This window comes from Gracilibacillus salinarum, from assembly GCF_022919575.1.
Lineage (GTDB): Bacteria > Bacillota > Bacilli > Bacillales > Amphibacillaceae > Gracilibacillus > Gracilibacillus salinarum.
The window spans coordinates 3,133,152-3,155,291 of the sequence record NZ_CP095071.1 but is presented as its reverse complement, the minus strand read 5'-3'; the positions used below and the strand labels follow the sequence as shown (position 1 = coordinate 3,155,291).

General features: G+C 33.8%; 23 protein-coding genes and 2 pseudogenes. 9 read left to right on the top strand and 16 right to left on the bottom strand.

Annotated elements, in window-relative coordinates:
- Positions 1 to 2: 2 nt before the first annotated feature.
- Genes MUN87_RS14750 through MUN87_RS14740 form a run of 3 tightly spaced genes read right to left on the bottom strand, consistent with a single transcriptional unit; the run spans position 3 to position 1,334 of the window.
- Positions 3 to 812, bottom strand: a complete 810-nt coding sequence (locus MUN87_RS14750) for a phage replisome organizer N-terminal domain-containing protein (RefSeq protein ID WP_244741292.1) — start codon at positions 810 to 812, stop codon at positions 3 to 5.
- Positions 813 to 852: 40 nt separating this feature from the next.
- Positions 853 to 1,062 (bottom strand): hypothetical protein, encoded by a 210-nt coding sequence (locus MUN87_RS14745; RefSeq protein ID WP_244741291.1) that lies wholly within the window; start codon positions 1,060 to 1,062, stop codon positions 853 to 855.
- Positions 1,063 to 1,097: 35 nt separating this feature from the next.
- Complete coding sequence (locus tag MUN87_RS14740) at positions 1,098 to 1,334, bottom strand: helix-turn-helix transcriptional regulator (RefSeq protein ID WP_077356198.1); 237 nt, start codon at positions 1,332 to 1,334, stop codon at positions 1,098 to 1,100.
- 166 nt (positions 1,335 to 1,500) lie between these two features.
- Between MUN87_RS14740 and MUN87_RS14735 the strand changes: the two genes are divergently transcribed.
- From MUN87_RS14735 to MUN87_RS14725, 3 genes are all read left to right on the top strand, one after another.
- Positions 1,501 to 1,968 (top strand): helix-turn-helix domain-containing protein, encoded by a 468-nt coding sequence (locus tag MUN87_RS14735; protein ID WP_244741289.1) that lies wholly within the window; start codon positions 1,501 to 1,503, stop codon positions 1,966 to 1,968.
- Positions 1,969 to 1,976: 8 nt separating this feature from the next.
- The gene (locus MUN87_RS14730; protein WP_010652048.1) at positions 1,977 to 2,426 is read left to right on the top strand and encodes an ImmA/IrrE family metallo-endopeptidase; all 450 of its coding nucleotides are present in this window, start codon (positions 1,977 to 1,979) and stop codon (positions 2,424 to 2,426) included.
- Between the two features lie 91 nt (positions 2,427 to 2,517).
- Positions 2,518 to 3,540: a tyrosine-type recombinase/integrase gene (locus MUN87_RS14725; RefSeq protein ID WP_244741287.1), complete on the top strand. Its 1,023-nt coding sequence runs from the start codon at positions 2,518 to 2,520 to the stop codon at positions 3,538 to 3,540.
- Between the two features lie 387 nt (positions 3,541 to 3,927).
- Here MUN87_RS14725 and MUN87_RS14720 read toward each other — a convergent pair whose 3' ends face one another.
- Positions 3,928 to 4,110, bottom strand: a complete 183-nt coding sequence (locus MUN87_RS14720; protein ID WP_244741285.1) for a DUF4177 domain-containing protein — start codon at positions 4,108 to 4,110, stop codon at positions 3,928 to 3,930.
- A gap of 154 nt (positions 4,111 to 4,264) precedes the next feature.
- Between MUN87_RS14720 and MUN87_RS22565 the strand changes: the two genes are divergently transcribed.
- Positions 4,265 to 4,558, top strand: coding sequence for a nucleotidyltransferase-like protein (locus tag MUN87_RS22565; protein WP_500796460.1), 294 nt, complete (start codon positions 4,265 to 4,267; stop codon positions 4,556 to 4,558).
- 2 nt (positions 4,559 to 4,560) lie between these two features.
- Positions 4,561 to 5,151, top strand: coding sequence for a Cap15 family cyclic dinucleotide receptor domain-containing protein (locus tag MUN87_RS14715; protein ID WP_244741283.1), 591 nt, complete (start codon positions 4,561 to 4,563; stop codon positions 5,149 to 5,151).
- A 419-nt stretch (positions 5,152 to 5,570) separates the two neighbouring features.
- On the opposite strand, the gene MUN87_RS14710 is transcribed toward MUN87_RS14715, so the two are convergent.
- The 5 genes from MUN87_RS14710 to MUN87_RS14690 all read right to left on the bottom strand — a co-directional run bounded on the left by MUN87_RS14710 (position 5,571) and on the right by MUN87_RS14690 (position 9,995).
- Positions 5,571 to 5,882 carry a hypothetical protein gene (locus MUN87_RS14710; protein ID WP_244741281.1) on the bottom strand — a complete coding sequence of 104 codons (312 nt, stop codon included), beginning with the start codon at positions 5,880 to 5,882 and terminating at the stop codon, positions 5,571 to 5,573.
- A gap of 397 nt (positions 5,883 to 6,279) precedes the next feature.
- Positions 6,280 to 6,669 carry a hypothetical protein gene (locus tag MUN87_RS14705; RefSeq protein ID WP_244741280.1) on the bottom strand — a complete coding sequence of 130 codons (390 nt, stop codon included), beginning with the start codon at positions 6,667 to 6,669 and terminating at the stop codon, positions 6,280 to 6,282.
- 356 nt (positions 6,670 to 7,025) lie between these two features.
- Positions 7,026 to 7,700 (bottom strand): response regulator transcription factor, encoded by a 675-nt coding sequence (locus tag MUN87_RS14700; protein WP_244741278.1) that lies wholly within the window; start codon positions 7,698 to 7,700, stop codon positions 7,026 to 7,028.
- Complete coding sequence (locus MUN87_RS14695) at positions 7,701 to 9,083, bottom strand: sensor histidine kinase (RefSeq protein WP_244741276.1); 1,383 nt, start codon at positions 9,081 to 9,083, stop codon at positions 7,701 to 7,703. It lies immediately after the preceding gene.
- A 3-nt stretch (positions 9,084 to 9,086) separates the two neighbouring features.
- On the bottom strand, positions 9,087 to 9,995 hold the full coding sequence (locus tag MUN87_RS14690) for a F510_1955 family glycosylhydrolase (RefSeq protein WP_244741274.1): 909 nt from the start codon (positions 9,993 to 9,995) through the stop codon (positions 9,087 to 9,089).
- Between the two features lie 176 nt (positions 9,996 to 10,171).
- On the opposite strand from MUN87_RS14690, the gene MUN87_RS14685 reads away from it, so the two are divergent.
- The 3 genes from MUN87_RS14685 to MUN87_RS14675 all read left to right on the top strand — a co-directional run bounded on the left by MUN87_RS14685 (position 10,172) and on the right by MUN87_RS14675 (position 14,018).
- Positions 10,172 to 11,473, top strand: coding sequence for an APC family permease (locus MUN87_RS14685; RefSeq protein WP_244741272.1), 1,302 nt, complete (start codon positions 10,172 to 10,174; stop codon positions 11,471 to 11,473).
- A gap of 608 nt (positions 11,474 to 12,081) precedes the next feature.
- Entirely contained in the window at positions 12,082 to 13,296 is a 1,215-nt protein-coding gene (locus tag MUN87_RS14680; protein ID WP_244741270.1) for a D-alanyl-D-alanine carboxypeptidase family protein, read from the top strand.
- Positions 13,297 to 13,409: 113 nt separating this feature from the next.
- Positions 13,410 to 14,018 (top strand): DUF1541 domain-containing protein, encoded by a 609-nt coding sequence (locus MUN87_RS14675; protein ID WP_244741268.1) that lies wholly within the window; start codon positions 13,410 to 13,412, stop codon positions 14,016 to 14,018.
- Positions 14,019 to 14,168: 150 nt separating this feature from the next.
- Here the strand turns inward: MUN87_RS14675 and MUN87_RS14670 are convergent, their stop codons facing one another.
- Positions 14,169 to 14,411: an SHOCT domain-containing protein gene (locus MUN87_RS14670; RefSeq protein WP_244741266.1), complete on the bottom strand. Its 243-nt coding sequence runs from the start codon at positions 14,409 to 14,411 to the stop codon at positions 14,169 to 14,171.
- 18 nt (positions 14,412 to 14,429) lie between these two features.
- Positions 14,430 to 15,944, bottom strand: coding sequence for a multicopper oxidase family protein (locus MUN87_RS14665; RefSeq protein ID WP_244741264.1), 1,515 nt, complete (start codon positions 15,942 to 15,944; stop codon positions 14,430 to 14,432).
- 644 nt (positions 15,945 to 16,588) lie between these two features.
- Here MUN87_RS14665 and MUN87_RS14660 point away from each other — a divergent pair.
- Positions 16,589 to 16,876: pseudogene (locus MUN87_RS14660) on the top strand (YdhK family protein); the annotation flags it as partial.
- A gap of 294 nt (positions 16,877 to 17,170) precedes the next feature.
- Here MUN87_RS14660 and MUN87_RS14655 read toward each other — a convergent pair.
- The 5 genes and pseudogenes from MUN87_RS14655 to resA all read right to left on the bottom strand — a co-directional run bounded on the left by MUN87_RS14655 (position 17,171) and on the right by resA (position 22,140).
- Positions 17,171 to 18,765 (bottom strand): annotated as a pseudogene (locus tag MUN87_RS14655) (ABC transporter substrate-binding protein).
- Positions 18,766 to 18,888: 123 nt separating this feature from the next.
- On the bottom strand, positions 18,889 to 19,704 hold the full coding sequence (locus MUN87_RS14650; protein ID WP_244741262.1) for a ZIP family metal transporter: 816 nt from the start codon (positions 19,702 to 19,704) through the stop codon (positions 18,889 to 18,891).
- 429 nt (positions 19,705 to 20,133) lie between these two features.
- Complete coding sequence (locus MUN87_RS14645; RefSeq protein WP_244741260.1) at positions 20,134 to 20,655, bottom strand: CueP family metal-binding protein; 522 nt, start codon at positions 20,653 to 20,655, stop codon at positions 20,134 to 20,136.
- A gap of 132 nt (positions 20,656 to 20,787) precedes the next feature.
- Positions 20,788 to 21,492 carry a cytochrome c biogenesis CcdA family protein gene (locus MUN87_RS14640; protein ID WP_244741258.1) on the bottom strand — a complete coding sequence of 235 codons (705 nt, stop codon included), beginning with the start codon at positions 21,490 to 21,492 and terminating at the stop codon, positions 20,788 to 20,790.
- 72 nt (positions 21,493 to 21,564) lie between these two features.
- Positions 21,565 to 22,140, bottom strand: a complete 576-nt coding sequence (gene resA, locus MUN87_RS14635) for a thiol-disulfide oxidoreductase ResA (protein WP_244741256.1) — start codon at positions 22,138 to 22,140, stop codon at positions 21,565 to 21,567.

Below are 22,140 nucleotides of genomic sequence, written 5' to 3'. Positions count from 1 at the left end.
TCCTAGAATCTATCTCTATTCGGATCGTAATCTATTTGACTTACAGCTTGCTTATTTCGGTTTTTGTGATTCTTATCGATTTTTTCAACGGTTAGTAAGGATTCGTTTTCCCAGTTTCTTAAGATGCCTTCCGTATATTTAAGTCGTCTAGCATCATTTTCACAAGCAATATTTAATGCCTTTAAAATGACTTCACTGGGATCCTTAAATGAGGAATCATCCAACCACAACAACAACTGTTTTTTTGCATGAATGTTATTTACACCAAATCCATTTTTATCCCAAAACTGAATAATCTGCGCTACGTCTTTATCTTGTTCTTGTTCTATTTCTATATCTAGTTCTTTATCTCTTTCTAGTTCTTCTTCTGTACCATCACGTGACGTCACGCTAACGTCATCCGTTTTATTTTCTAGTAATTGCTGTTTCTTTCTTTCGCGATACCTTTTGTTACGCTCTGCATTCAACTTCCTTACACGGTCCATTCCTTCAACATTTTGATGCTTTTCCCAATTTGAAATTCGAATAAAAGAATCGTCATCAATGTGAATCATCCCGAACTCTTTTAGTGTTTTTAAAGCAAGCCTCACTGTATTGAGCGACCTATCGAATATCGTTGCCAGCATCTCTTCTGTATATGGGACATTTTCGTTCAAATAAATATAACCGTTGGCATTTGTTCTCCCAGCCTGGGACAGCAATTTAATCCAAATGATTAGAATGGTATCGGCCTCTGGAAGCTTTTCTATTAGCTTTATTTTCTCATCATCAAACATAGTAGTACTTAACTTAATCCATTTAATGTTGCTCATTTTTAACCTCCAGAATTAAACAGGTTTAAATAACTTCAAGCTAGATGCTTACTTCCCCTCCTACATACTCTTTGAGTAACTTTGGTGAGATATGGTATGTCCATTTACTAGACATTTGAATTGCAATACCAATTGGTAAAATATCCCGTTGTAATCCAATTCGTACAAATTGTTCAGATTTACCCAAGATCTTTGCTGCCTCAGAAACTTTAATATTCATGCTTTCTCTCTCATCAATAATTGTTTCCAAATTAATCCCTCCAAACGAATTGTTTTATCTTTTATTCAGTTGACAATGCTTTTGTCATAGTAAAATACTTCATCGAAACTTAAATCGTTAAAGCTCCGCAGAACACCTGCAATAAATTTACCTCCCGGATTTCTCTTGCCATTCATAATCCGGTTAACAGTAGTTTGCGTAACTCCTACCTTATCCGCAAATTGACTTTGAGAAATATCCTTGTCTTTCAAATATGCCTTCAAAAAGTCTAAATTAATCAAAATGACATTTACATCTTTCAAATGAACCCTCCTTTTACCTTTTGGTAATTACCTTATGGTAACACCTTAACATTAACAATTACCATATGGCAATACTTTTTAATATTTTTCTAAATTAAATTTCCTTTTGGTAATTATTTTTAGTAATATAAGGGTAGAAGGGTATCAGTGTTTAGGAGAGAAAACTATGAGCAATCAATTTGGAGAATATCTAAAAGCAAAAAGGGATGAAAAAGGTTACACCATCAATCAACTTTCTTTGTATTCAGGTATTAGCGCTGCGCAATTGTCCAGAATCGAAAATGGAAAAAGAGGCATTCCAAAAGCCGAGAATATCCAAAAACTTGCAGAAGCACTATCCATTCCTTATGATGAAATAATGAGGGTGGCTGGTTATTACAAACCAAACAACACCAAGCAAGAGGAAGATCCTCCTGAGCTGTCAGATAAGGAAGAGCGTGATATAGCTAAGGATCTAGAAAAGATGATAAATAACTTATCTAATGATGATGCATACTCACAATTCGATGGAAGGGCGATAGATGAAATGGATAAGGAAGATAGAGAACTACTAATTGCTTCATTGGAAAATTCACTTCGCATGGCTAAACGAATGGCAAAACAAAAGTTTACCCCCAACAAATATAAAAAATAAGGTATTCTATGGCGCATTTAATGCCTAGGAATACAGCAATAAAACTTATTGATAAATATGGAACAAATTGCCCTTTTGAAATAGCAGAGCGTAAAGGTATCATGATTATTTTTGAATCTCTGGGGGGATCTTTGGGATACTACACTTGCTACAAAAGGATTCAATCTATCCATATTAATGATAATATAGATGAGACATTGCAAAGATTTGTCTGTGCTCATGAATTAGGCCATTCGTTATTGCATAAAAGTGAAAATGCACCTTTTTTAAAGAAGAATACCTTCTTTACTACAAACAAAAATGAGGTAGAGGCTAATACATTTGCAGTTGAATTGCTTATTCCAGATAAATGTATTTATGAATTTAAAGATACAAGCGTTACCATAAATGAAGTAGCTCAAACGTATGGCGTTCCAGAAGAAATGTGCAATCTGAAAAAAATTGATCATATAAAGTAGGTATGCAAATATTGCATTCTTTTTTTTAACACATATATAGAACATATATTCCCATATGTCTATCCTGCTGATATGAAAGGTGGTAAGGAAATTGAAAAATCCAAATGGATACGGCTCCGTATGCAAATTGTCCGGTAAACGAAGAAAACCATTCGCGGTCATAGTCACTACTGGATGGAATGACGAAGGAAAACAAAGACGGGAGTATCTAGGATATTATAAAAGCAGAAGAGAGGCCATGGTAGCATTAGCTGATTATAATAATAACCCGTATGATTTATCAGCTGGCAAGCTCACATTTAAAGAAGTATATGAACGCTTAATAAAAGAACGTTTCACTAAAATTTCAAAATCAAATCAACTTGGCTATGAAATGGCTTTTAGAAGATCAGAACCTTTACACGATATGAAATTTAATGAAGTAAGGAAGGCTCATCTACAATCTGTAATTGATAACTGTGATAAATCATGGGGTACAAAGAAAAAAATAAAAGTATTATTTAATCAAATGTATAAACATGCTTTAGAAAACGATTTAACACATAAAGATTATGCTAGATTTGTCGAGCTTCCAAAAAATGATACAAAGAATTCCAGAAAACCATTTACTTTGGATGAGATTAATATTCTGTGGGAAAACATCGACCGCTTCAATGACATTGATTCTGTTTTAATTATGATTTACACTGGTTTGCGCCCTGGGGAACTTGTGGAAGTAAAAAATAAAAGTATTCAATTAGATGAAAGATATCTTCGGGGTGGCTTCAAAACGGAAGCTGGGACGAATAGGGTCATACCTATTCATAAAAAAGTCCATAAATTAATTGAAAATCGTATGGATCCCAATAATGAATATCTGATTACAAACTTTGAGGGAAACAAACTGAGTTATTATGTTTATTATCATGAGAAATTCAAGAAGATTATGCAACAACTAGAATTGAATCATAGACCACACGATTGCAGACATACCTTCGCAACCCTTATGGATAATGCTGATGCAAATAAACTATCAATCAAACGGATCATGGGTCACGCAGCTAAAGATATCACTGATAAAGTTTATACGCATAAAGATATCAAGCAGCTTCTTATGGCAATTGACAGGCTATAAGAAAGCTGCTTTTTGTAGCTTTGAAAAAAGGATCAATCAAAATGGACACTCTTTGTTAAATGTTATACATTTTTACCATTTTTATCCTTTTGTTGTTTAGCAATTACACCCGATTCTATAGTAATTCATTTATACTTTTTTCTTTGCTATTGTAGCTTTGAAATAAAGTTTGATTAAAAATATCTCTCAAATTCACATTTTTGGGCAAATAAAAAGAATCCGTTTTGAAAAAATGATTGATCAAAACGGATTCTTTTCTTGTGAATGGGTGTGAAGTTTTTATAAAAAAGTTTGATCATTTTCTATCTATGATCTTCCGCAATCGCGCCCGTTAAAGTAAGATTATAAAACACACCTTAGGATTATCTACAAAATAAACTATTGTATTTATTGAGCTTCTTTTTCAAAAATAAGTTTTAAATCAGTTGTCCCGCCAGTGGTTGTTGAGAGTGGGGTAATCGAATGTAATCGCCACCCATCTTTCGCATACTTTTTTATAATTTCTTCCTCATTTTCTTTAGGTTCGCCGTGCCAGTCATTTTTAATATTAACAAATTCATACTCATACATCTTGAATCATCCTTTCGTTTAATCGCGCTGTCTCATTCTTTACGAATCAGCCATATGAAAAGTTTCATTTACTCTACAATTTGGCCCTATTCTGGAACAATTCATCACATTAATTGTATCAAACATTTTTATAAATTATCGGACTTTATTTAAAATGATCAATCTTTATTATAAATTATCAAACTTTATTTCAAAGCAACAACAAGTTCCATCCTATTTTGTAGAGAATTTATTATACAATGTATCTGATTATTGTTATGATGAGCCAAGCATTTCAACACGAGTTTATAAGGTTCTAGAATGGCTACATGATAACCGTGATTCAATGTCACAATTTATTTGTCAAAATGAACAAATTTATCTCTTTGGCAATAGTCAAGAACAATGGAGAGAAGATGATGCACGGACATTTGTAAATCAGGTTATTACGCTTTGGAATGAGTGGTAAAGATGCATGAATATAGTATTGATGTAGAACGTAATACAGTTTTCTTCGGATTGGCCTCAATATCTATCATAATTTCGGGTCTAGTAAGCTCGCTCATAAATACAATAATAATTACTATTCCTTTTATGGAATTTACGGTATCTATAGCAGCTATGGGTTTGTTTGGAATTTTATATTCTATATTTGATAAGTTTATTTGGAAATGGAAATTACTTAGGAAGATTGGGTTAGTTCAAACACCCAATCTAAACGGCACTTGGAAAGGAGAATTTAGATCTTCCTATTATGATTTTAAAGAGGGCTTTCCAGCAGTGTTGTTTATTGAGCAAACGTGGTCAAGGATATGCATTAGAGGTAAATTTAACCATTCTAAGTCATCAAGTCACACAGCATCATTAAAAGTTAATGATGGTGGAGGGATAAAATTGTTTTATTCCTATTACAATGATAAAGATCCTGAACAATACAAGAAGGGTATGAGCAATCACCGAGGCTATGGACATCTACAGATAATTAACGGATCAATGACTGGCCATTACTTTAATGACCCAACCAACAATAAAAATCATGGGAAACTTACACTTTCAAAGTAATTCTGTAAAGATCACACAGCATAGATTTTCCATTGGTAATTCAAAAGACCAAGAGTTATTATACTTCTTTCCTTCTTTACAATATTTGAAACAAACTTTGAGTCATCTTTATGAAAGAATAAGTCAGAAAAATATATTTGTTGAACAGTACAACGATACTATTTAATAAAAATAGGATATTCAAGAGTTGTCCACGTTAATGCTTTCAATTTAATATATTTAAAACGTGTTTTGAAGAATAGATTGATATAAACACACGCTTTTTCTATTTTATAAATTTTTATAGGAATTCAAGCAGGAGAATGTGGATTTACAACGTTAAGCAAATTACTGCATAAAAAAGACGATTCTATTATGTTTAGGAATCGTCTTTTTTATTAGGGTTTATTATACTAAAGCATCCGTGCAGCAAAATATTATTACCAGTTAAATATAGCCATTAAAATAGTTGAAATAATAAAGACAATAAAAAAGAATGGAAGGTAATAAGTTCTTCTTTCTTGTTGAGATTTATATTTTTTTTCATAACCTTTCCAGCCAATAAATAGTCCTAAAAACATTCCTATAATACCTACACGTAAGATTTGTATTATGTATTCGAATACTGGCATATAGGTGATGTGACGAACACCATTGTTTACCTGCACATCTTTATAACTAATAACTAAAATAGCAATAGCTAACCCAAACAATAATCCATAAAAACTTGATTTTCTTAATATATTCTCCATAAATCGGCCTCCCCGCACGCGTTAGAGAAAATAATTATATTTTCACCAGGTAAATTTAGAAGATATGAATTCGTTCCTTTATTTCGCATCAATATTTTATGGTCTTACTCTCCCACCATACCATCTCCATCATTATCTCTCATATGGGGGTATAACCAATGGTCATCATTTGTATAGTCCTTAAAATATAGGCAAAATAATTTAAAACCTTTTGATTATTGGATTGTATTAGTTCTGCCCATTTTAACTAGGGCAAAACTAAATTATATTTTAGTGAATAGAGATAATAAAGTTATTTAGTTCTAAGTTAAAAAGATAAGAGTCTTACTACAAATAGGTTGTAGTAAGGCTTGTTAAGGTGTTCTATTCATCTGCTTAAATAAACCTTGAAAAATCACTAATATCCATTTTGCTTTATTAGTTTTACAGTTTCTATCTCATCATTTAAACGAATTAATACCTCATTGAATTTTCTCAACATATCTTTATCGTAAAATTCATTCCAACAGCTTTTCTTTTTAACATAATATTTTTCAGTTTCAACAAACTTCATGCCAATCTTTTCTTTTTCCATTTGAAGCTTTGAAATATTTATTTCACCATTTTTTGCCATTTCTGAAATTGAGCTGTTTAATTCTTCCCTTTTTTTATCAGCCAATGACATATTATAATTAATAGCGTCAGAAAATTCTCTATAAAAGTTAAAACATGTAAATAATTCAATATGTAAATCAATATCCTCAACCTCTTCTAAATAATGGGAGACCTCAGATTGAGGTAGTTCCATGTAATAGTGCTCTTCTATGATTTCAAATTCTGGTATTCCCTCTTCTTTAGATTCAAAAAAGTCATCTGAAGACTTGTATTCATCTGGTTTCTTACGAACATTTTAATAAAGCTCATTTTCAAGACGATTACCCAATTTTAACCACTATAGGAGAGATCAAGTGAAGATAGGTAAAGAAATTTTGACAAAGAAAAATCAAACTATAATTCATCTATTCTGTTGTCCATACTTTGTTTACTATTTGTTAACTATATCTCATTTTTCTTAATCAGATTTAGATTTTGATGCATAGACTGTGGTATTATCCATTTGATTTTAAAACTAAGGATTTGTTCATTTGCTACTGTATGCCCCTTTTATATCCATTTATATCCATTTATATCCAACCCCCACACAGTTTTTAAATGTTGTTCTATTGGAAACTCTACTTTTCCAATCTTTTCTCTAATATTTCTAATGTGAGAGTCGACAGTACGACCTTCAATTTCAGCTGAATAACCCCATATTAATTCTATTAACATCTCTCTTTCATAAACTTTATTAGGACTTTTGATTAAATATCCAATTAATTCAAACTCCTTGCGCGTTAAAGGAATCACACGGTTTCGATAGCTCAACTCATATTTTTCTTTATTCCAGATTAGCCCATTCCTTTCAACCATCTCTTTTGGAGGAACTCTTCTCAGCAAAGCCTCCATTCGGGCAATCAATTCATTTTCATCAAAAGGTTTTGTTATATAATCATCCGCTCCAAGTTTCAAGCCTTTTATAATATCTGCTTGTTCTTCACGGGCTGTTAACATTATAATAGGAACGTATGAGAATTCTCTGATTTTTTCACATAGCTCAAATCCATCCATTTTCGGCATCATAATGTCTAATATAACTAAATCGATTCTGTTCTGAATCAGCTGCGTTAAAGCTTCATTTGCATCAGTAGTTTTATAACAATCAAATGCATACGGTTCTAAATATAATTCAATTAACTCTAACATACGAATTTCATCATCAATAACTAAAACTTTATACATTCATTTTTCATCCTTTGGTAATGTAATAATGACTTTTGTCCCTTTTCCCAATTCGCTCTCCATCTTTATGTTACCTCCGTGCGATTCAATAATTTCTTTTGTAATCGCTAAACCAATTCCAGATCCACCATTCATTCGTGATCTCGATTTTTCCACTCTGTACAATCGATTAAATACTTTTGGAACTTCTTCATTCGGAATACCTTCTCCTTCATCCTGTATTATAATTTCCAAAGAACGTTTATGTTCCACAACTTTTAACAGAATGGACGTGTTGTGAAGTGAATGTTTCTGAGCATTATCTAATAGATTAATGAAAACTTGTTGCATACGTGCATTATCAATATACACCTTTAAATTTTCTGGGCATTGGACTACAACTGATATATTTTTATTGTCAAAAGCTGGTTTCATACGCCTTATTACCGATTGAATAATTTGATCTAATAATATCCATTCCTGATTAATGACAAAATTATGCTGATCTACTTTTGCTAAATCAAACAAGTTTTTGATTAAAATAGAAAGCTGTTCTGCTTCTTCTTTAATAATGGTACTATATTTTAGAGTATCCGTTTTATTAATTTCACGACGACTCAAGATATCAGCATAGCCTTTTATATATGTTAAGGGTGTTCTTAATTCATGAGAGATACTACTTAAAAATTCATTTCTTTCTGTTTTTAAGTGGGTTAAGTCTTCCGCAAGTTCTTTAATTGTTCTTGCTAAAACACCTAATTCATCTTTGCGTTTTATATCTAATGGCAATTCTCCTTTTTCTTTTTGAATGTTTTCTGTAGCTTTTTTCATTCTTATAAGTGGGACAGTTATTAATTTGGATAAAATAAATATGGTAACAATAGTTATAATGAAGGTTAACAATCCAATTAGTTTAAATTGCTTACCCATTTCATTTAATACATGTTTAATTTTATTTGTTTCAGCAAACATAAAAACATGACCTTTTACTTCATTACCAGTCATTATAATACTATTTGACGCAATATATTGATTTTCTTTCCAATTACTAGAAATGATCTCTCCATCTGATTGTATTGGGTTTTGTAACGCTTTTTGTATGACCGCTTTCATTTCTGCTTCAATATGATTTGAATCTACAATAACGTTCCCATTGGGGTCCGTTATAACGACCGTAAAATCTGAAGCAGACTCCATCATGCCAACATGATCTATTGTAGAAGCATTAAAATGATCTTCTAAAACATCTCGATGGGTGTTCCCTCTAGCTAATAAGTTGTCCATCACTTCATTAGCTTGAGTATTAGCTAGATTCAAATAAAGAATCACAAATAATAGAATTTCTACAAATAAGATAAAAACGAAAAACAGCATTCCTATTTTAAAGGATATTTTATTTATCATATTCTAATGATCACTTCCATCATACAGTATTTGTTTCCATGATTTGTATCCGTCTTGACTAATATAAAGTTGACCATTCATGGTATAAAATGCAAATTCTTTTCGATTGGCAGGATTTTGCGCCATAAATAATGGAGCATCTTCTGCTAATTCAGGCAACGATAACGCTATTTGTTTATTTGAATCTAAGTGAAGAGAATATAAATTAGCTGTATTTTCGTATGTCGAATAAAATAATTCCTCATCACTAAAATAAACTCCAATTCCTTGGGATTGCTCTGATAATAAGGAGAATTGTTGACCACTATCTGTCGATAAGAAAATTCCAATCGTAGTCGAAACAGCTATATAATCAGAATCTTTCGGGTGAATAGCTACTTCAATTAAATCACCTTCAATTCCAGAAGCCTGTACATTTTCCCATGATTCTCCATCATCTTTACTTATGTAATAGCCTTTTTCCAACATAGAATTCTTATCAGGATTATAAATAAATATGTCATGACTATTATAACCTACCGCCATGAAATGATAATCCGTTTCCCCGACAAAACCTATACTTTCTAATGTTCTACCTCCATCAACGCTCTTTTGAATACCTATAGGGTTTGGCAAGTCAGATTGCATCTCTGGATGACCGGAAGTATAAAAACCTTTATCAACGGCAACAAATCCCATGTAATCATTTAATTGATCTGTGGTTTCATACCATGTTCCATCTTCGTATATGCGAAGACCTACGTGTGTCCCAAAAAGTATTTGGTTTCCTTCTTCATTAAAACCCATCCCGTGTACATGGGATATATTTTCTTCAAGTTCTTTGATAAATGGTGTATTAGTATCTTTTTCGGAACAGGAAATTAGTATTAAAAACAAAAGAAACACGAACATCGTTATATATATTTTTTTCATTACTTATCCCTCCATTTGCTTTATCGTCATATATTATCAAATCTTTTTTAATATTTTGTGCAGAAATAGGTGTTTTTTTTTGCATCTTCAAAATTCTAACCTTTTCTGCACATTTCTTGCATATTTAGTGGGTAATACTATTGTAAATCATTTATGAATAAGGAGGAATTTCAGCTATGTCTTCATCGACTTATAAAAAAAATAGCATCAAATTATTAGGAGCAATTGGATTAGGCACTGGTGTAATGATTAGCGCTGGGATTTTCGCTTTACTTGGTCAGGTAGCTGAATTAGGAGGAAAATACTTTCCTTTTATCTTTATCATTGGAGGAATTGTTACCGGCTTTAGCGCTTATTCCTATCAAAAATTAAGTCAAGCTTATCCTTCTGCTGGCGGGATTGGCATGTATCTGGTAAAAGAATACGGTAAAGGAATGCTAGCAGCGTTTGCAGCCTTATTAATGGCTTTTTCTATGGTAATTAATCAAAGTTTAGTAGCCAGAACTTTTGGTACTTATACGTTACAGTTATTCGACATCAACCAAAACAGTATCTGGGTACCTATTCTAGGTGTTGGATTACTGATTTTTGCTTTTCTAGTGAATATTTCTGGTAATACATTTATTCAATCATTTACTTCGATCATTTCGCTTCTTAAGATTATTGGATTATTAATCTTTGCCGGAGCAGGGCTTATTGTTGCGAATTTTTCTTTTCAACCTGCTGAAACTTCTGGTCAATCACCTGAGACTACCATTACTAGTTTTATTGCAGCCATTGCATTAACGATATTATCTTTTAAAGGTTTTACAACCCTAACCAATCAAGGGGAAGAAATTGAAAATCCTAAAAAAAATGTTGGTAGAGCTATTTTATTTTCGATTTTAATCAGCTTGTTTGTCTATATTCTTATCGCTTGGGCTGTTTCAAGCAACTTATCGATCGAAGAAATAATAGAAAAGAAAGATTTCGCTCTTGCTGCAGCAGCTGAACCTGCTTTAGGAAACCTAGGGGTTTGGTTTACGGTTATTATAGCGATCATTGCTACGATTTCAGGTATCATTGCTAGTGTCTTTGCGGTATCTCGTATGTTAGCAATGTTGACTGACATGAAGTTAATCCCTCATCGCCACTTTGGTATGCCTGGTAATATTCAACGCCATACACTCGTGTATACGATAGTAATCGCAATGGTGTTAACGATCTTTTTTGATTTAAGTAGAATCGCTTCAATGGGTGCTATTCTGTATTTGATTATGGATATGATCATTCATTGGGGACTACTTACAAAACTAAAAGAAAAAGTAGAAGCAAATCTATTCGTTGTGGGGGCAGCTTTTACGCTCGATGCCATTGTCTTGTCGGCATTTGTTTGGGTGAAAATACAATCAGATCTATTAATCGTTATCGTTTCACTTCTTGTTTTAGTACTTACTTTCATTGGTGAAAAATGGTATGTTAAAAACCTTAATTCGTAATTTTTAATAGGCTTAGTAAATAAATTAAAATTCTGCAATATTTCTTGACATTTTTGATTTATTATAATTAATCATGATACTCGAGGTGTTGCAATATGTCTGAAATCCCTTATCTATTAAAACGACATGAACATTTGATTAGGACAGGTATGTTCTGTACGATAAATAAGAGAAATACAATAACTATACCAACGTATATCAGAGAGAAATTATGTATTTCCAAAAGAGAAGAAGTGATTATTTCAATAAATAAACACTTAAATGGAATACTTATTTACAAGTATACTTTCAATACATTTGAGAATGTAATGGTCATAAATGAAAATGGTTCAATTAGAATACCTCAAGAATTAAGAAAGCTTTATTCTCTTAAAACTGGGGATGCTTTTGATATTTATCTATGTAATAATAATTCCTTTATGATACTAAGAAAAGTTGATCAATAATAGAAAAAACTAACGATAGTTTAATTATGCATGAAGCTTCTTGAATTTCCTTGCAATTTTTACACTATATTAAGAACATATTACAAATTTAAATCTGCAAACTTTCTCCACATGATAAATATATGATTGTTACTATAACAATTTATATAGGAGAAAATAACAATGCACAAATTTATATTCATTATTTTAACAATAATACTATTTAATGTTTTTTTCATTATTTCAATTAATGCAGCAACTAATTCATTTCCAACCATCCAAAGTAAGGCTGCTATCATAATGGAAAAGGACTCTGGACAAATTTTATTTGAGAAAAATTCAACATCTCAAATGTATCCTGCAAGCTTAACAAAAATTGCAACAACCATTTTTGCAATAGAAAAAGGAAAGCTAGAAGATATCGTTACAATTAGTAGTAATGCTAGCTCTAAAAACGTAGAAGGAACAACTGTTTTTTTAGAACAAGGAGAAAAGGTGTCTCTTCATACTTTGATACGCGGCTTATTAATCAACTCAGGTAATGATGCAGGTGTAGCAATTGCTGAACATTTAAGTGGATCTGAAATACAATTTGCAAAGGATATCAATACTTATCTTAAAAATGTAATTGGAGTTCATAATACAAATTTCACGAATCCACACGGCCTTTTCAATCCAAACCATACCACAACTGCTGAGGATATGGCTAAGATAATACAATATGCTTTAAAAAATGAAACGTTTAAGGATATTTTTGGTACTAAACAATTTGCATGGGAGGGGTTATCCTGGGACACAACTCTTATTACTCATCACAAATTATTAAAAGGGGAAATCCCCTTTGAAGGTATAACAGGTGGAAAAAACGGTTTTGTTCATCAATCCGGATATACACTAGCGACTACTGCAGAAAGTGAAAAATTAAGTTTAATAGTAATTACATTGAATAGCTCTACTGATAAACTTGCGTATGATGACACAATAGAACTGTTAAACTTTGGATTTGATCATTTTGAGACTTCCTATATCAAAAAAGAGACTACGTTTTCAAATGAAACAGACTCATATATTCTTCCGCAAAAACTAGCTTTTACTTATCCTTTTGGAAGTAACATTCAACATCAAGTTACACAAGAAGGTACACTTGAAATTGTAGTTGACAACGATGAAATCCTTAGCACACACAAGTTAGAAAAACAAAAGATAGAAACCAATTCAAACAATAATGCAATAGAGGTAAATAAGATTCCAACTGATAACCAAACTAGCGATAGCGAAACAAAAGAACAAGAAGCGAAAATAAATATCAAACAAATATCCATTGTTCATTTAATTGGAACATTCATATTAGTTGTTGTAGGTCACATTTATCACAAAACACAACTACCTTTTAAATGAATAGAACCACCATTTTTAGGTCATATTAAAAAAATTGCTTTAAATTGATATCTGCACAAATTATGCATTTTAACCAAGTATATTATATATGATTAATTTTGGAGGGATAATAATTGAAAAAATTTATAATAATACTAACTTTTCTGTTAGCTTTCATTGTCTTAGCTGCTTGTAGGGAAACAGAAGAGACAAATCCAGAAAACGCTAAAAAATCAGATTCTAATATAGAAGAGGAAACAGGTTCTGAATCAAAGGAGGAAATGGATGGGATGGATCATTCTGATATGAACATGTCAGGATCTAGTGAAGTGCCAGAAGATCTACAAAAGGCTTCCAATCCAACATATCCTGAAGGTAGTCAAGCTATTATTAAAGCTGATCATATGGAAGGGATGAACGGTGCTGAAGCGACTATTGTTGGCGCATATGATACCACAGTATATACCATCTCATATACTCCTACTAATGGTGGTGAAAAAGTGACCGACCATAAATGGGTGATTCACGAAGAATTGGAGAAACCGGGCGCTGATCCGTTAGAAGCAGGAGAAGAGGCTATTGTGAACGCTGACCATATGGAAGGGATGAGTGGAGCAACTGCAGAAATTGATTCAGCAACAGAAACAACGGTATATATGGTTGATTTTGAACTAACAACTTCTAATGAGCAGGTTACGAACCATAAATGGGTTACCGAAGATGAACTTGCACCTGCCGAGTGATCTCCCAATACCTTTTTTGTCATGCCAAAGGCACACCATAATTTCAAAACTGGGTGTGCCTTTTTATAATTTTGTATAGAGTTCTTTTTATTCTAATAAGCGCTGCTCTTTGGTACAGTAGAATGAATCCAAAAGATGACTGACACCCACTTATCTATCTAGTTTGTTTTTAAGACGATCATATTCATCTTCTGAAATTTCTCCTTTGGCCAAACGTTGTTTCAGTATATTTAAAGATTCATTATCATTCCCTTTCTTATAATTCTGTTTATTATTCGTTTTAAACATCCATATGGATACCATCACTATTAAGACAATGACGATAATCATGAATAAGGTGAAAATAAATCCTCCTCCCATAAAACCAACACTTCCGTTCATTCCGTTCATCATAATAAATCACCTCTTTTATTAGTTTACAAATGGAGAATATACGCTTTGATAGTCCACAACGGTTATCATTCCACGATCAGCATGATTGTTATCATGACAGTGAAATAACCACTCACCTTTATTATCCGCTTTAAAATAAATCTCATATGTTTCGCCTGGTTCGACATTGATAAGGTCTTTCACCATTGGTTCATCATACAATTGACTATTCTTCGACACTACTTGAAAACGATGTCCGTGCAGATGCATAGGATGATTCAATCGACCATTATTAGTTAGCGTAACTTTCACAATATCTCCCTCTACTACTTCGATTGGAGGCGTATCAGGATATACCTCATTGTTAATTTGAAATACCATTCCTTCCCCCATTTGCATTCCCATATTTAGATCCATCGTATAATCGACATCTGGATTTTTAGGAGTTTTATCAAAAAGAAGTACCTCACTACCAATAGATGTTCCATCAACATCCGCTTTTAAATTCTTACCCGATTTATCTTGATAAACCTTATTAAAGTCTACCTTCTCATCTATTACAATTGGAATTCTAACATTTGACTGATCTCCATTTCCTGTTTCTGAAACATCTTCAATATACCAAGGTTCTGTAAATTTATTTTCAATTTCTATATCTACTCTTTCACCCGGAGCAATTTCTATAACATTTACTTGATTATTTTTATCTATCGTTTTTGCAGCATCAAAGGCAATTACCTTCGCAACATTCTCAGGAAATTTCAATCGATGAATTTGATATCCTGCATTAATTACTCTGAGTAAAGATTTTTCTCCCTCTTTGATTATGAGTGGTTTTATACTTTCGCCAGACTTTCCATTTACTGTATAAGTGTCATACATTTGTTTCGTATCTGCTTCACCATCTCCACTCATACTTCCCATCATCATACCTGGCATATTTGTTACACTTTCACGTTCTCCATCGGTTGACCATTCATCTAAAATTAAAATTTCTTCATTTTCATTGTTCCGTTCGCTTTTCTTTTCTTCTATCACTAATGAACCATATAAGCCTTTGTCCACTTGCAAAGCACTATCTTGGTGAGAATGGTACCAATACGTTCCAGGATGATTTGCGATAAACTCATAAGTGAAAGTTTCACCGGGTTGTACAGCTTCCTGTGTTAAATCTGGGACACCATCCATAACATTAGGAAGTATCAAACCATGCCAATGAATCGTAACTGGTACATCTAAATCATTTTGCAAATTAACTTTTAATACATCACCTTCTTTTACTCGTAATGGCTCACCCGGAACAGTTCCGTTATATGTCCATGCTTCAATAGTCGTATCAGAATTAATAGCCCAGCTCACTTGTTCTGCTTTTAGATTATATTCTGTCACATTCCTATCTTCAAAATTAGAATCATATAGCTCTTCAATATTAACCTCACCATTTTGTAAATCTGGTTTAGTATCTGAAAAATTTGCACCTTGATACCACTGATATCCTCCATATAGTAGCAATAATAGTAATACAATTATAATGGAACCAATTAATTGTCTCATCAACTTACCCCCTTGGTATTATTGTAATTTAATTTTTTGCAGGAATTGTGCAATTCCATTCATTTTGTTAAATTTCTAAATATTAAAATATAGACTCTACGGATCCATAATGCATATATGATGCTGATTTGGTGATATATACTTATATAGATAAGGTAAAGGGAAAATCATCATGATAGAAACTTAATAGGGAATAGTTCTATTAGCAAATTTAATGGTTAAGAAGTACGGTACTAGGGTATTGTAGTGAGGGAAGATGATTATGAGGAATAATTTTTTGGACAAACAAGATTGGGTATTCCATAGAACTTATTTAAGAATACATTTACTATAAAGGTTGGTTTTCAAAAATGAAATATATAACCAGAAATATTATTTATAAATATTAGGAATAATAATTGAAAAGGGGAGACGGCGTATGGCAAATTATGATAACAAACATGGGCATGGGCAACATATGCATCACGAACATCACAACCACAAAACTCATGTAGAACGTGAGCAAGACAACGCACATAATCATAGCAGTCATGGCGACCATGATAAGAGTGGCCATGAAGGACACGAAAATCACAGCCATCACAATCATGGAGAAATGGTTAATGATTTTAAGAAACGGTTTTATATTTCATTAATCATAACCTACAGTGTATACTGTTTCCTATACGCCAACGAATGGCGGAGAGCCAGTAGAAGACCACAAATGGGTTATTCATGAAGAACTTGAAAATCCCGGAGAGGCTCCATTAGAACCAGGTACAGAAGTTACCATTGATGCCTCACATATGGAAGGCATGGATGGTGCAACTGCTGAAATTGACTCAGCTGAGGAAACCACTGTGTATATGGTTAGCTTCACTCCAACCAATGACGGTGAAGAAGTATCAAACCATAAATGGGTAACAGAAAGTGAACTATCACCAGTAGAATAGACCGTAAAAGTGTTATCAAAAAGAGCCTATCGGTGCCAACCCCCGAAAGTTAGATTTTCTACTCTTACTTTTGGGTGTCACCACCATCCATAGGCTCTTTTTTTAATAGACACAGCAACACAGTAGTCAACCTGGTTACACCTAACTATTACTTCATTCTAGAAAAAGGTTTTTTACGCGCTATAAAATCTTGCATTCTCCTCAAAAGATTTAATCAAATAGAGATAGAGATTTTACCAATTAAAGCAACTAATAATACAGCAAGATTGAACATTTACCTACAATACCTTCTTTCTATTCCTGTCCTTTCCAATGCCATTGCTGGATAAAATCCGTTATTGGCCAGCCATGTCCATGTGGCTGGATTTTTTGCTCGCCGATCACCAGATCTTCATGGACAAAATACAAATGGTCAAGATTAACAAGCCATATCCATGGTGCATCCCCTTTTGCGGAGAAGCCTGTTTCCCCGTTCCATTGTGCCTTTTTCCAATAATTGTTTGCTTCTTCCTGTGATGTGGATTTCAATGCTTTATTCATATATTCATCCACAACCGGATTGGAGTAATAATTGACATTGTAATAACCTACTCCTCTCGTTTCACTGCTGTATAAGTTATACATTTCTAGTGGATTATAACTTCCCCAGCCCATCATTACAGGGTGGGAATACATTAAGCGGTCTAATTCATTCCAGCTTTTTCCCTCTGTCGATACATCGATACCGAGCGGCTCTATCATATCCGCAAAAGCAATAGATAAGGACTGACGAATTTGGTCACCAGCCGGATAAAGCAGTGTGAATTCCGCTTTCAGTCCATCTTTTTCACGTACCCCGTTATCGTTTAATCCCCAGCCGGCTTCATTTAGCATTTGCTTCGCTTCCTCCATTCGCCCATCTTCAAACACAGTGTCCGGATTCCACCATGGCAGCTTGTCTGCAACCGTATAGGCAGGCGTGCCAAATCCTTGCAGCACCCCATCAACTAAAGCCTGACGATCGATAGCAATATTGATCGTTTTACGGATTGTTTTATCGGCAGTTACATCGTTGCCGATTGGATATCCTTCCTCCGTTTCTTCTCCTTCAGGCACAAATGGAAACATCATACCCCTATTATCCACGCTTTCTAGCTCGACCAATTTCATTCCTTCAATTTCTTCTTTTGCAAAAGCCGGCGGTACCGAAGCGATGTCAACTTCTCCTGCATTTGCTGCCGCAAATGCAGCATCTTCTGAGAGGAATAAAAACGTCAGCTTCTTGAAGTATGGTTTTTCCCCATAATAATACGGATTTGCTGTAACAATAATCTGTTGTCCTTTATCCCACTGCTCGAGTTGAAACGGCCCTGAACCAATTGGATTTTCATTATAATTTTCCCCGTAAGCATGTTCCGGAACTATTCCTGTCGTAATCAGCTGGTATATAAAGGTGGATTGTGGCTCCTTTAATGTGAATTGCACGGTGTATTTATCAGTTGCCTCAACGCTTTCCAGGTTACTGAGATCAATCACCGAGCCGCTGTTTTTTGCTGTTTCGTATGTGAATACGATATCTTGAGCAGTCAATGGCTCTCCATCGGAAAATTTAGCGTCTTGGCGAATCTCCACCGTCCAAGTCAGACCATCATCACTTACTTCATAGTTTGCAGCCAGATCATGTTCGATATTAAAATCTTGATCATATTTTAATAAGGGCTTTGGAAAAGCGGTGAACCGTAGCGTCCCCAACCAGTTGTCGGGTCGAATCCATCCTCCGGCTCTCCGTCAACCGCTAAGACGAGCTCATCTTTTGACTCAGGGTTTGTATTGCCATCACTATTTCCCGAACACGCACTTATTATGAATAGTAAGGTTATGATCCCAACAAGTTTGCTATATTTCATCATCTACTCCCCATTCTTTTCTATTCCATGTTATATTAACTCATCAGATCACGCACATCTACGCAACTTTCAGAGGGTCAATATGGTGCTCCGAAAGTTGCGTAGATATTTTTCTATACCAATATTTTATCCCAGGGCTACATCTAAAATCATCATTACTGTAAAACCAATCATTAAACTTATGGAGGCAAGATCCTTATTCCCTTCCTCTTGGGACCCCGGGATTACCTCTTCGGCTACAACAAATATCATTGCTCCAGCTGCAAAGCTAAGAGCGTATGGTAAAAGTGGTTCAACAAAGGAAACTGCAAGTACCCCAATAATTGCTGAAATAGGTTCAACCATACCGGAAAACTGACCATATAGAAAACTTTTTTTACGAGGCATTCCATCTCTTAACAGCGGCATGGAAACAGCTACTCCTTCTGGTAAGTTTTGAATACCAATTCCAATTGCTAAGGCAATAGCTCCAGCTATGGATGCAGAAGGGGAGCCAGTGGCCACTGCTCCAAAAGCAACCCCTACTGCTAAACCTTCTGGGATGTTATGAAGCGTTATGGCAAGTACTAGTAATGTGCTTCTTTTTCTTTTTTTAGGTTTAATTCCCTCAGCTTGATCTATATGAGTGTTCGGGTGAAGATGTGGGAGTAATTTATCAATCCCCCATAGGAAAATACCTCCTAACATAAAGCCAACTGCTGCTGGAATCCAAGCAGGTACGCTGCCACCTTCAGCCATTTCTAAAGCAGGAGCTAAAAGAGACCAAAAGCTAGCCGCAATCATTACACCACCTGCAAAGCCAAGCATACCGTCTAATAACTTCTGATTAAACGATTTAGTTGTAAATACTAATGCTGCTCCAAGTGCAGTCATTCCCCAAGTGAATAATGTTGCAATTATTGCTTGAATTACAGGATCAAGCCCTAGAAAGAAATCAATCATTTTTCGCACCCCTTACCATAGCATTTTTCTTATATGCGTTATGTTTCCCTAAGTAACATCTAAACTTGTCAAAATAATTGTTATTTGGCGGCCACTTTCAAGAGTTAACTGATAAAATACTTTATAATTATTCTTTGGGTTTACAATTCCTAGTTTTCAAAGATAAAAAAGCAGACCGATTCATTTAATCAGTCTGTTTTTGATGAATTGTTTGCAACTAATTCTGATTCTTTATGTCTAGGTCTTTATCTATTAAGATTATTAAGGTATTAGCCACAGAGAACACATTGTTATGATTTACATTCTTGCGCACAATATAAACATATTTGCAATTGTTGTAATTCATGATCAGGAAATTGAAGGCATATATTGCCATACCTCACGAACAAGCCACCAAAAAAATCACAAACCTTTCAAAAAGTAACTGGACTAAGTTAACTGCATTGTTGTTATACAAGTATTGTCTCCTTCAAAAGTAGATATTTCTGATTCCGCTATTTTTCCATCATATTCTATTTTAACTTGATATGTATTTTCACGAGGTATCCATAAATCAATGAATCCATTTGCGAGTGATGTCATCGTTTCGTCAACTACCACATTACCATCCTCATCTTGGATATATACATCGAATTCTTTCTCCACCAATTCCCCTTGGCAACCAGTTAGACTATGATTAGTACAAGGGTGCGTTGTTTTAATAAACGGTGCAATCGAAACAAAGAATTCATCCGATGGAAGACCATAGGTAGTTTCTTTATTATTACTATCAGTTACAATAAGTTCTTCTGAAGTAATGGAAGCAGATACATCATCAAAATTTCCAACACTATAATCATGCACCGTTTCTTTTATATCTTTTATTTCATTTTCATTCGAAGTACTATCATCACAAGCCACCACTATTAAGATGAGCAATAATCCAATCACTGCAAGTATGCCTTTTTTCATAATTATTCAACCCCTATTCTATTTTTTAAAAGTGTAAGTTATAGATTTTTTTAGACAAGCGATTTTTTAGACATCCTATCTCATTCATTGTTACCCTTCTATAAAGATGTTATGAATCAATCTACATACCTGTTAAAAGCCATAAAAACCAAACCACCCTGCTAAAAAGGCAGTAAGTTTAGTCATCCAGTCAAAAAAGAGCGCGATTCCCATAAATATCATTACATAACCACCAATTTTCACGAGACGGATACTATGTTTTTTAATCCAATTTAATTTGCCAATAAAAAGTGATAGTATAAGAAATGGAATAGAAAATCCCAATATATAACTTATCATCATAACCATGCCAATATCCGGATTTGTTGCAGCCAAGGATAATACAATAGCAAGTATCGGTCCTGTACAAGGTGTCCAGCCTAAAGAAAAGGCCATACCAATAATAAATGTACCAAAAAAGCCACCCGGACGATTCTTAAATGTAACCTTTCTGTCCTTCATCAAGAAATCAAATTTAAGTACTCCTACAATGACGAGACCAAAGAAAATAATTACGACGGCTCCTATTTGCCTGATAAGGTCCTGATATGTTAACAAGAACTCAGATATAAATGTTGTAGTAAAACCAATCATAATAAAGATACTTGAAAAGCCCAATAGGAAGAAAATCGTATGTAGAAGTGCTTTTTTATTTATTTTCTTATTTTCTTCCTTTATATCACTTACACTCATGCCAGTTATATAAGATAAAAATACTGGGTAAAGAGGTAATACACATGGTGAAATAAATGATAAAAAACCTGCGCCAAAAGCAAGAAAGATGTTAATCTCAGACATAAGTCTTCACCTCCATTATCAAGATTCAAATTCAGTTTACTTTATATAAATAATATTAATTTCCACTGGTTTTTATGCTTCTGGCAGAACCTCCTGTAAGTATCCCTCAATACTATCTAATGTTAAGCCGCCTTCAATTACTTCGGTGATTTCTCCTTCTGGGCTAATGAAAAAAGTGGTTGGCAGCGGCCCCACCTTATACAAATCCATTACTTCTCCTGTCGTATCGTGAGGAACTGGAAAAGTAAGGTCATAGTTGTCAATAAAACGGTTAATAACTATTTCCGTTGCATCTAAACTAACTGCAACTATCTCTATTCCTTTATCTTTATATTCAGGATAAAGATCTTGCATATAAGGCATTTCATCTTTACATGGTTCGCACCATGTGCCCCAGAAATTCAGCATAACACCTTTTCCTCTTAAATCACTCAATTGTACCGATTCTAATTCATTATTTGCATTAACCTGCTGAAGTTGAAAGTCAGGTGCCTGATCTCCGACCTGGTATATCGAATTGTCTGCCTGAAGATTTGATACTAAGGCAAAGGCTACCGCGGCCACTAGTACGGTAAGAATAGATATTCTAAAAATGAGACGATTCCTTTTTTTGTTCTTTTTTTTCTTTTTTGCTTCATCCAAGCTCAC

What these genes read in the sequence shown, in the direction of transcription:
- MUN87_RS14750 (WP_244741292.1), bottom strand. Translation starts at nt 812, where the DNA reads ATGAGCAACATTAAATGGATTAAGTTAAGTACTACTATGTTTGATGAT.
- MUN87_RS14735 (WP_244741289.1), top strand. Translation starts at nt 1,501, where the DNA reads ATGAGCAATCAATTTGGAGAATATCTAAAAGCAAAAAGGGATGAAAAA.
- MUN87_RS14730 (WP_010652048.1), top strand. Translation starts at nt 1,977, where the DNA reads ATGGCGCATTTAATGCCTAGGAATACAGCAATAAAACTTATTGATAAA.
- MUN87_RS14720 (WP_244741285.1), bottom strand. Translation starts at nt 4,110, where the DNA reads ATGTATGAGTATGAATTTGTTAATATTAAAAATGACTGGCACGGCGAA.
- MUN87_RS22565 (WP_500796460.1), top strand. Translation starts at nt 4,265, where the DNA reads ATGATCAATCTTTATTATAAATTATCAAACTTTATTTCAAAGCAACAA.
- MUN87_RS14715 (WP_244741283.1), top strand. Translation starts at nt 4,561, where the DNA reads ATGCATGAATATAGTATTGATGTAGAACGTAATACAGTTTTCTTCGGA.
- MUN87_RS14710 (WP_244741281.1), bottom strand. Translation starts at nt 5,882, where the DNA reads ATGGAGAATATATTAAGAAAATCAAGTTTTTATGGATTATTGTTTGGG.
- MUN87_RS14705 (WP_244741280.1), bottom strand. Translation starts at nt 6,669, where the DNA reads ATGGAACTACCTCAATCTGAGGTCTCCCATTATTTAGAAGAGGTTGAG.
- MUN87_RS14700 (WP_244741278.1), bottom strand. Translation starts at nt 7,700, where the DNA reads ATGTATAAAGTTTTAGTTATTGATGATGAAATTCGTATGTTAGAGTTA.
- MUN87_RS14695 (WP_244741276.1), bottom strand. Translation starts at nt 9,083, where the DNA reads ATGATAAATAAAATATCCTTTAAAATAGGAATGCTGTTTTTCGTTTTT.
- MUN87_RS14690 (WP_244741274.1), bottom strand. Translation starts at nt 9,995, where the DNA reads ATGAAAAAAATATATATAACGATGTTCGTGTTTCTTTTGTTTTTAATA.
- MUN87_RS14685 (WP_244741272.1), top strand. Translation starts at nt 10,172, where the DNA reads ATGTCTTCATCGACTTATAAAAAAAATAGCATCAAATTATTAGGAGCA.
- MUN87_RS14680 (WP_244741270.1), top strand. Translation starts at nt 12,082, where the DNA reads ATGCACAAATTTATATTCATTATTTTAACAATAATACTATTTAATGTT.
- MUN87_RS14670 (WP_244741266.1), bottom strand. Translation starts at nt 14,411, where the DNA reads ATGATGAACGGAATGAACGGAAGTGTTGGTTTTATGGGAGGAGGATTT.
- MUN87_RS14665 (WP_244741264.1), bottom strand. Translation starts at nt 15,944, where the DNA reads ATGAGACAATTAATTGGTTCCATTATAATTGTATTACTATTATTGCTA.
- MUN87_RS14650 (WP_244741262.1), bottom strand. Translation starts at nt 19,704, where the DNA reads ATGATTGATTTCTTTCTAGGGCTTGATCCTGTAATTCAAGCAATAATT.
- MUN87_RS14645 (WP_244741260.1), bottom strand. Translation starts at nt 20,655, where the DNA reads ATGAAAAAAGGCATACTTGCAGTGATTGGATTATTGCTCATCTTAATA.
- MUN87_RS14640 (WP_244741258.1), bottom strand. Translation starts at nt 21,492, where the DNA reads ATGTCTGAGATTAACATCTTTCTTGCTTTTGGCGCAGGTTTTTTATCA.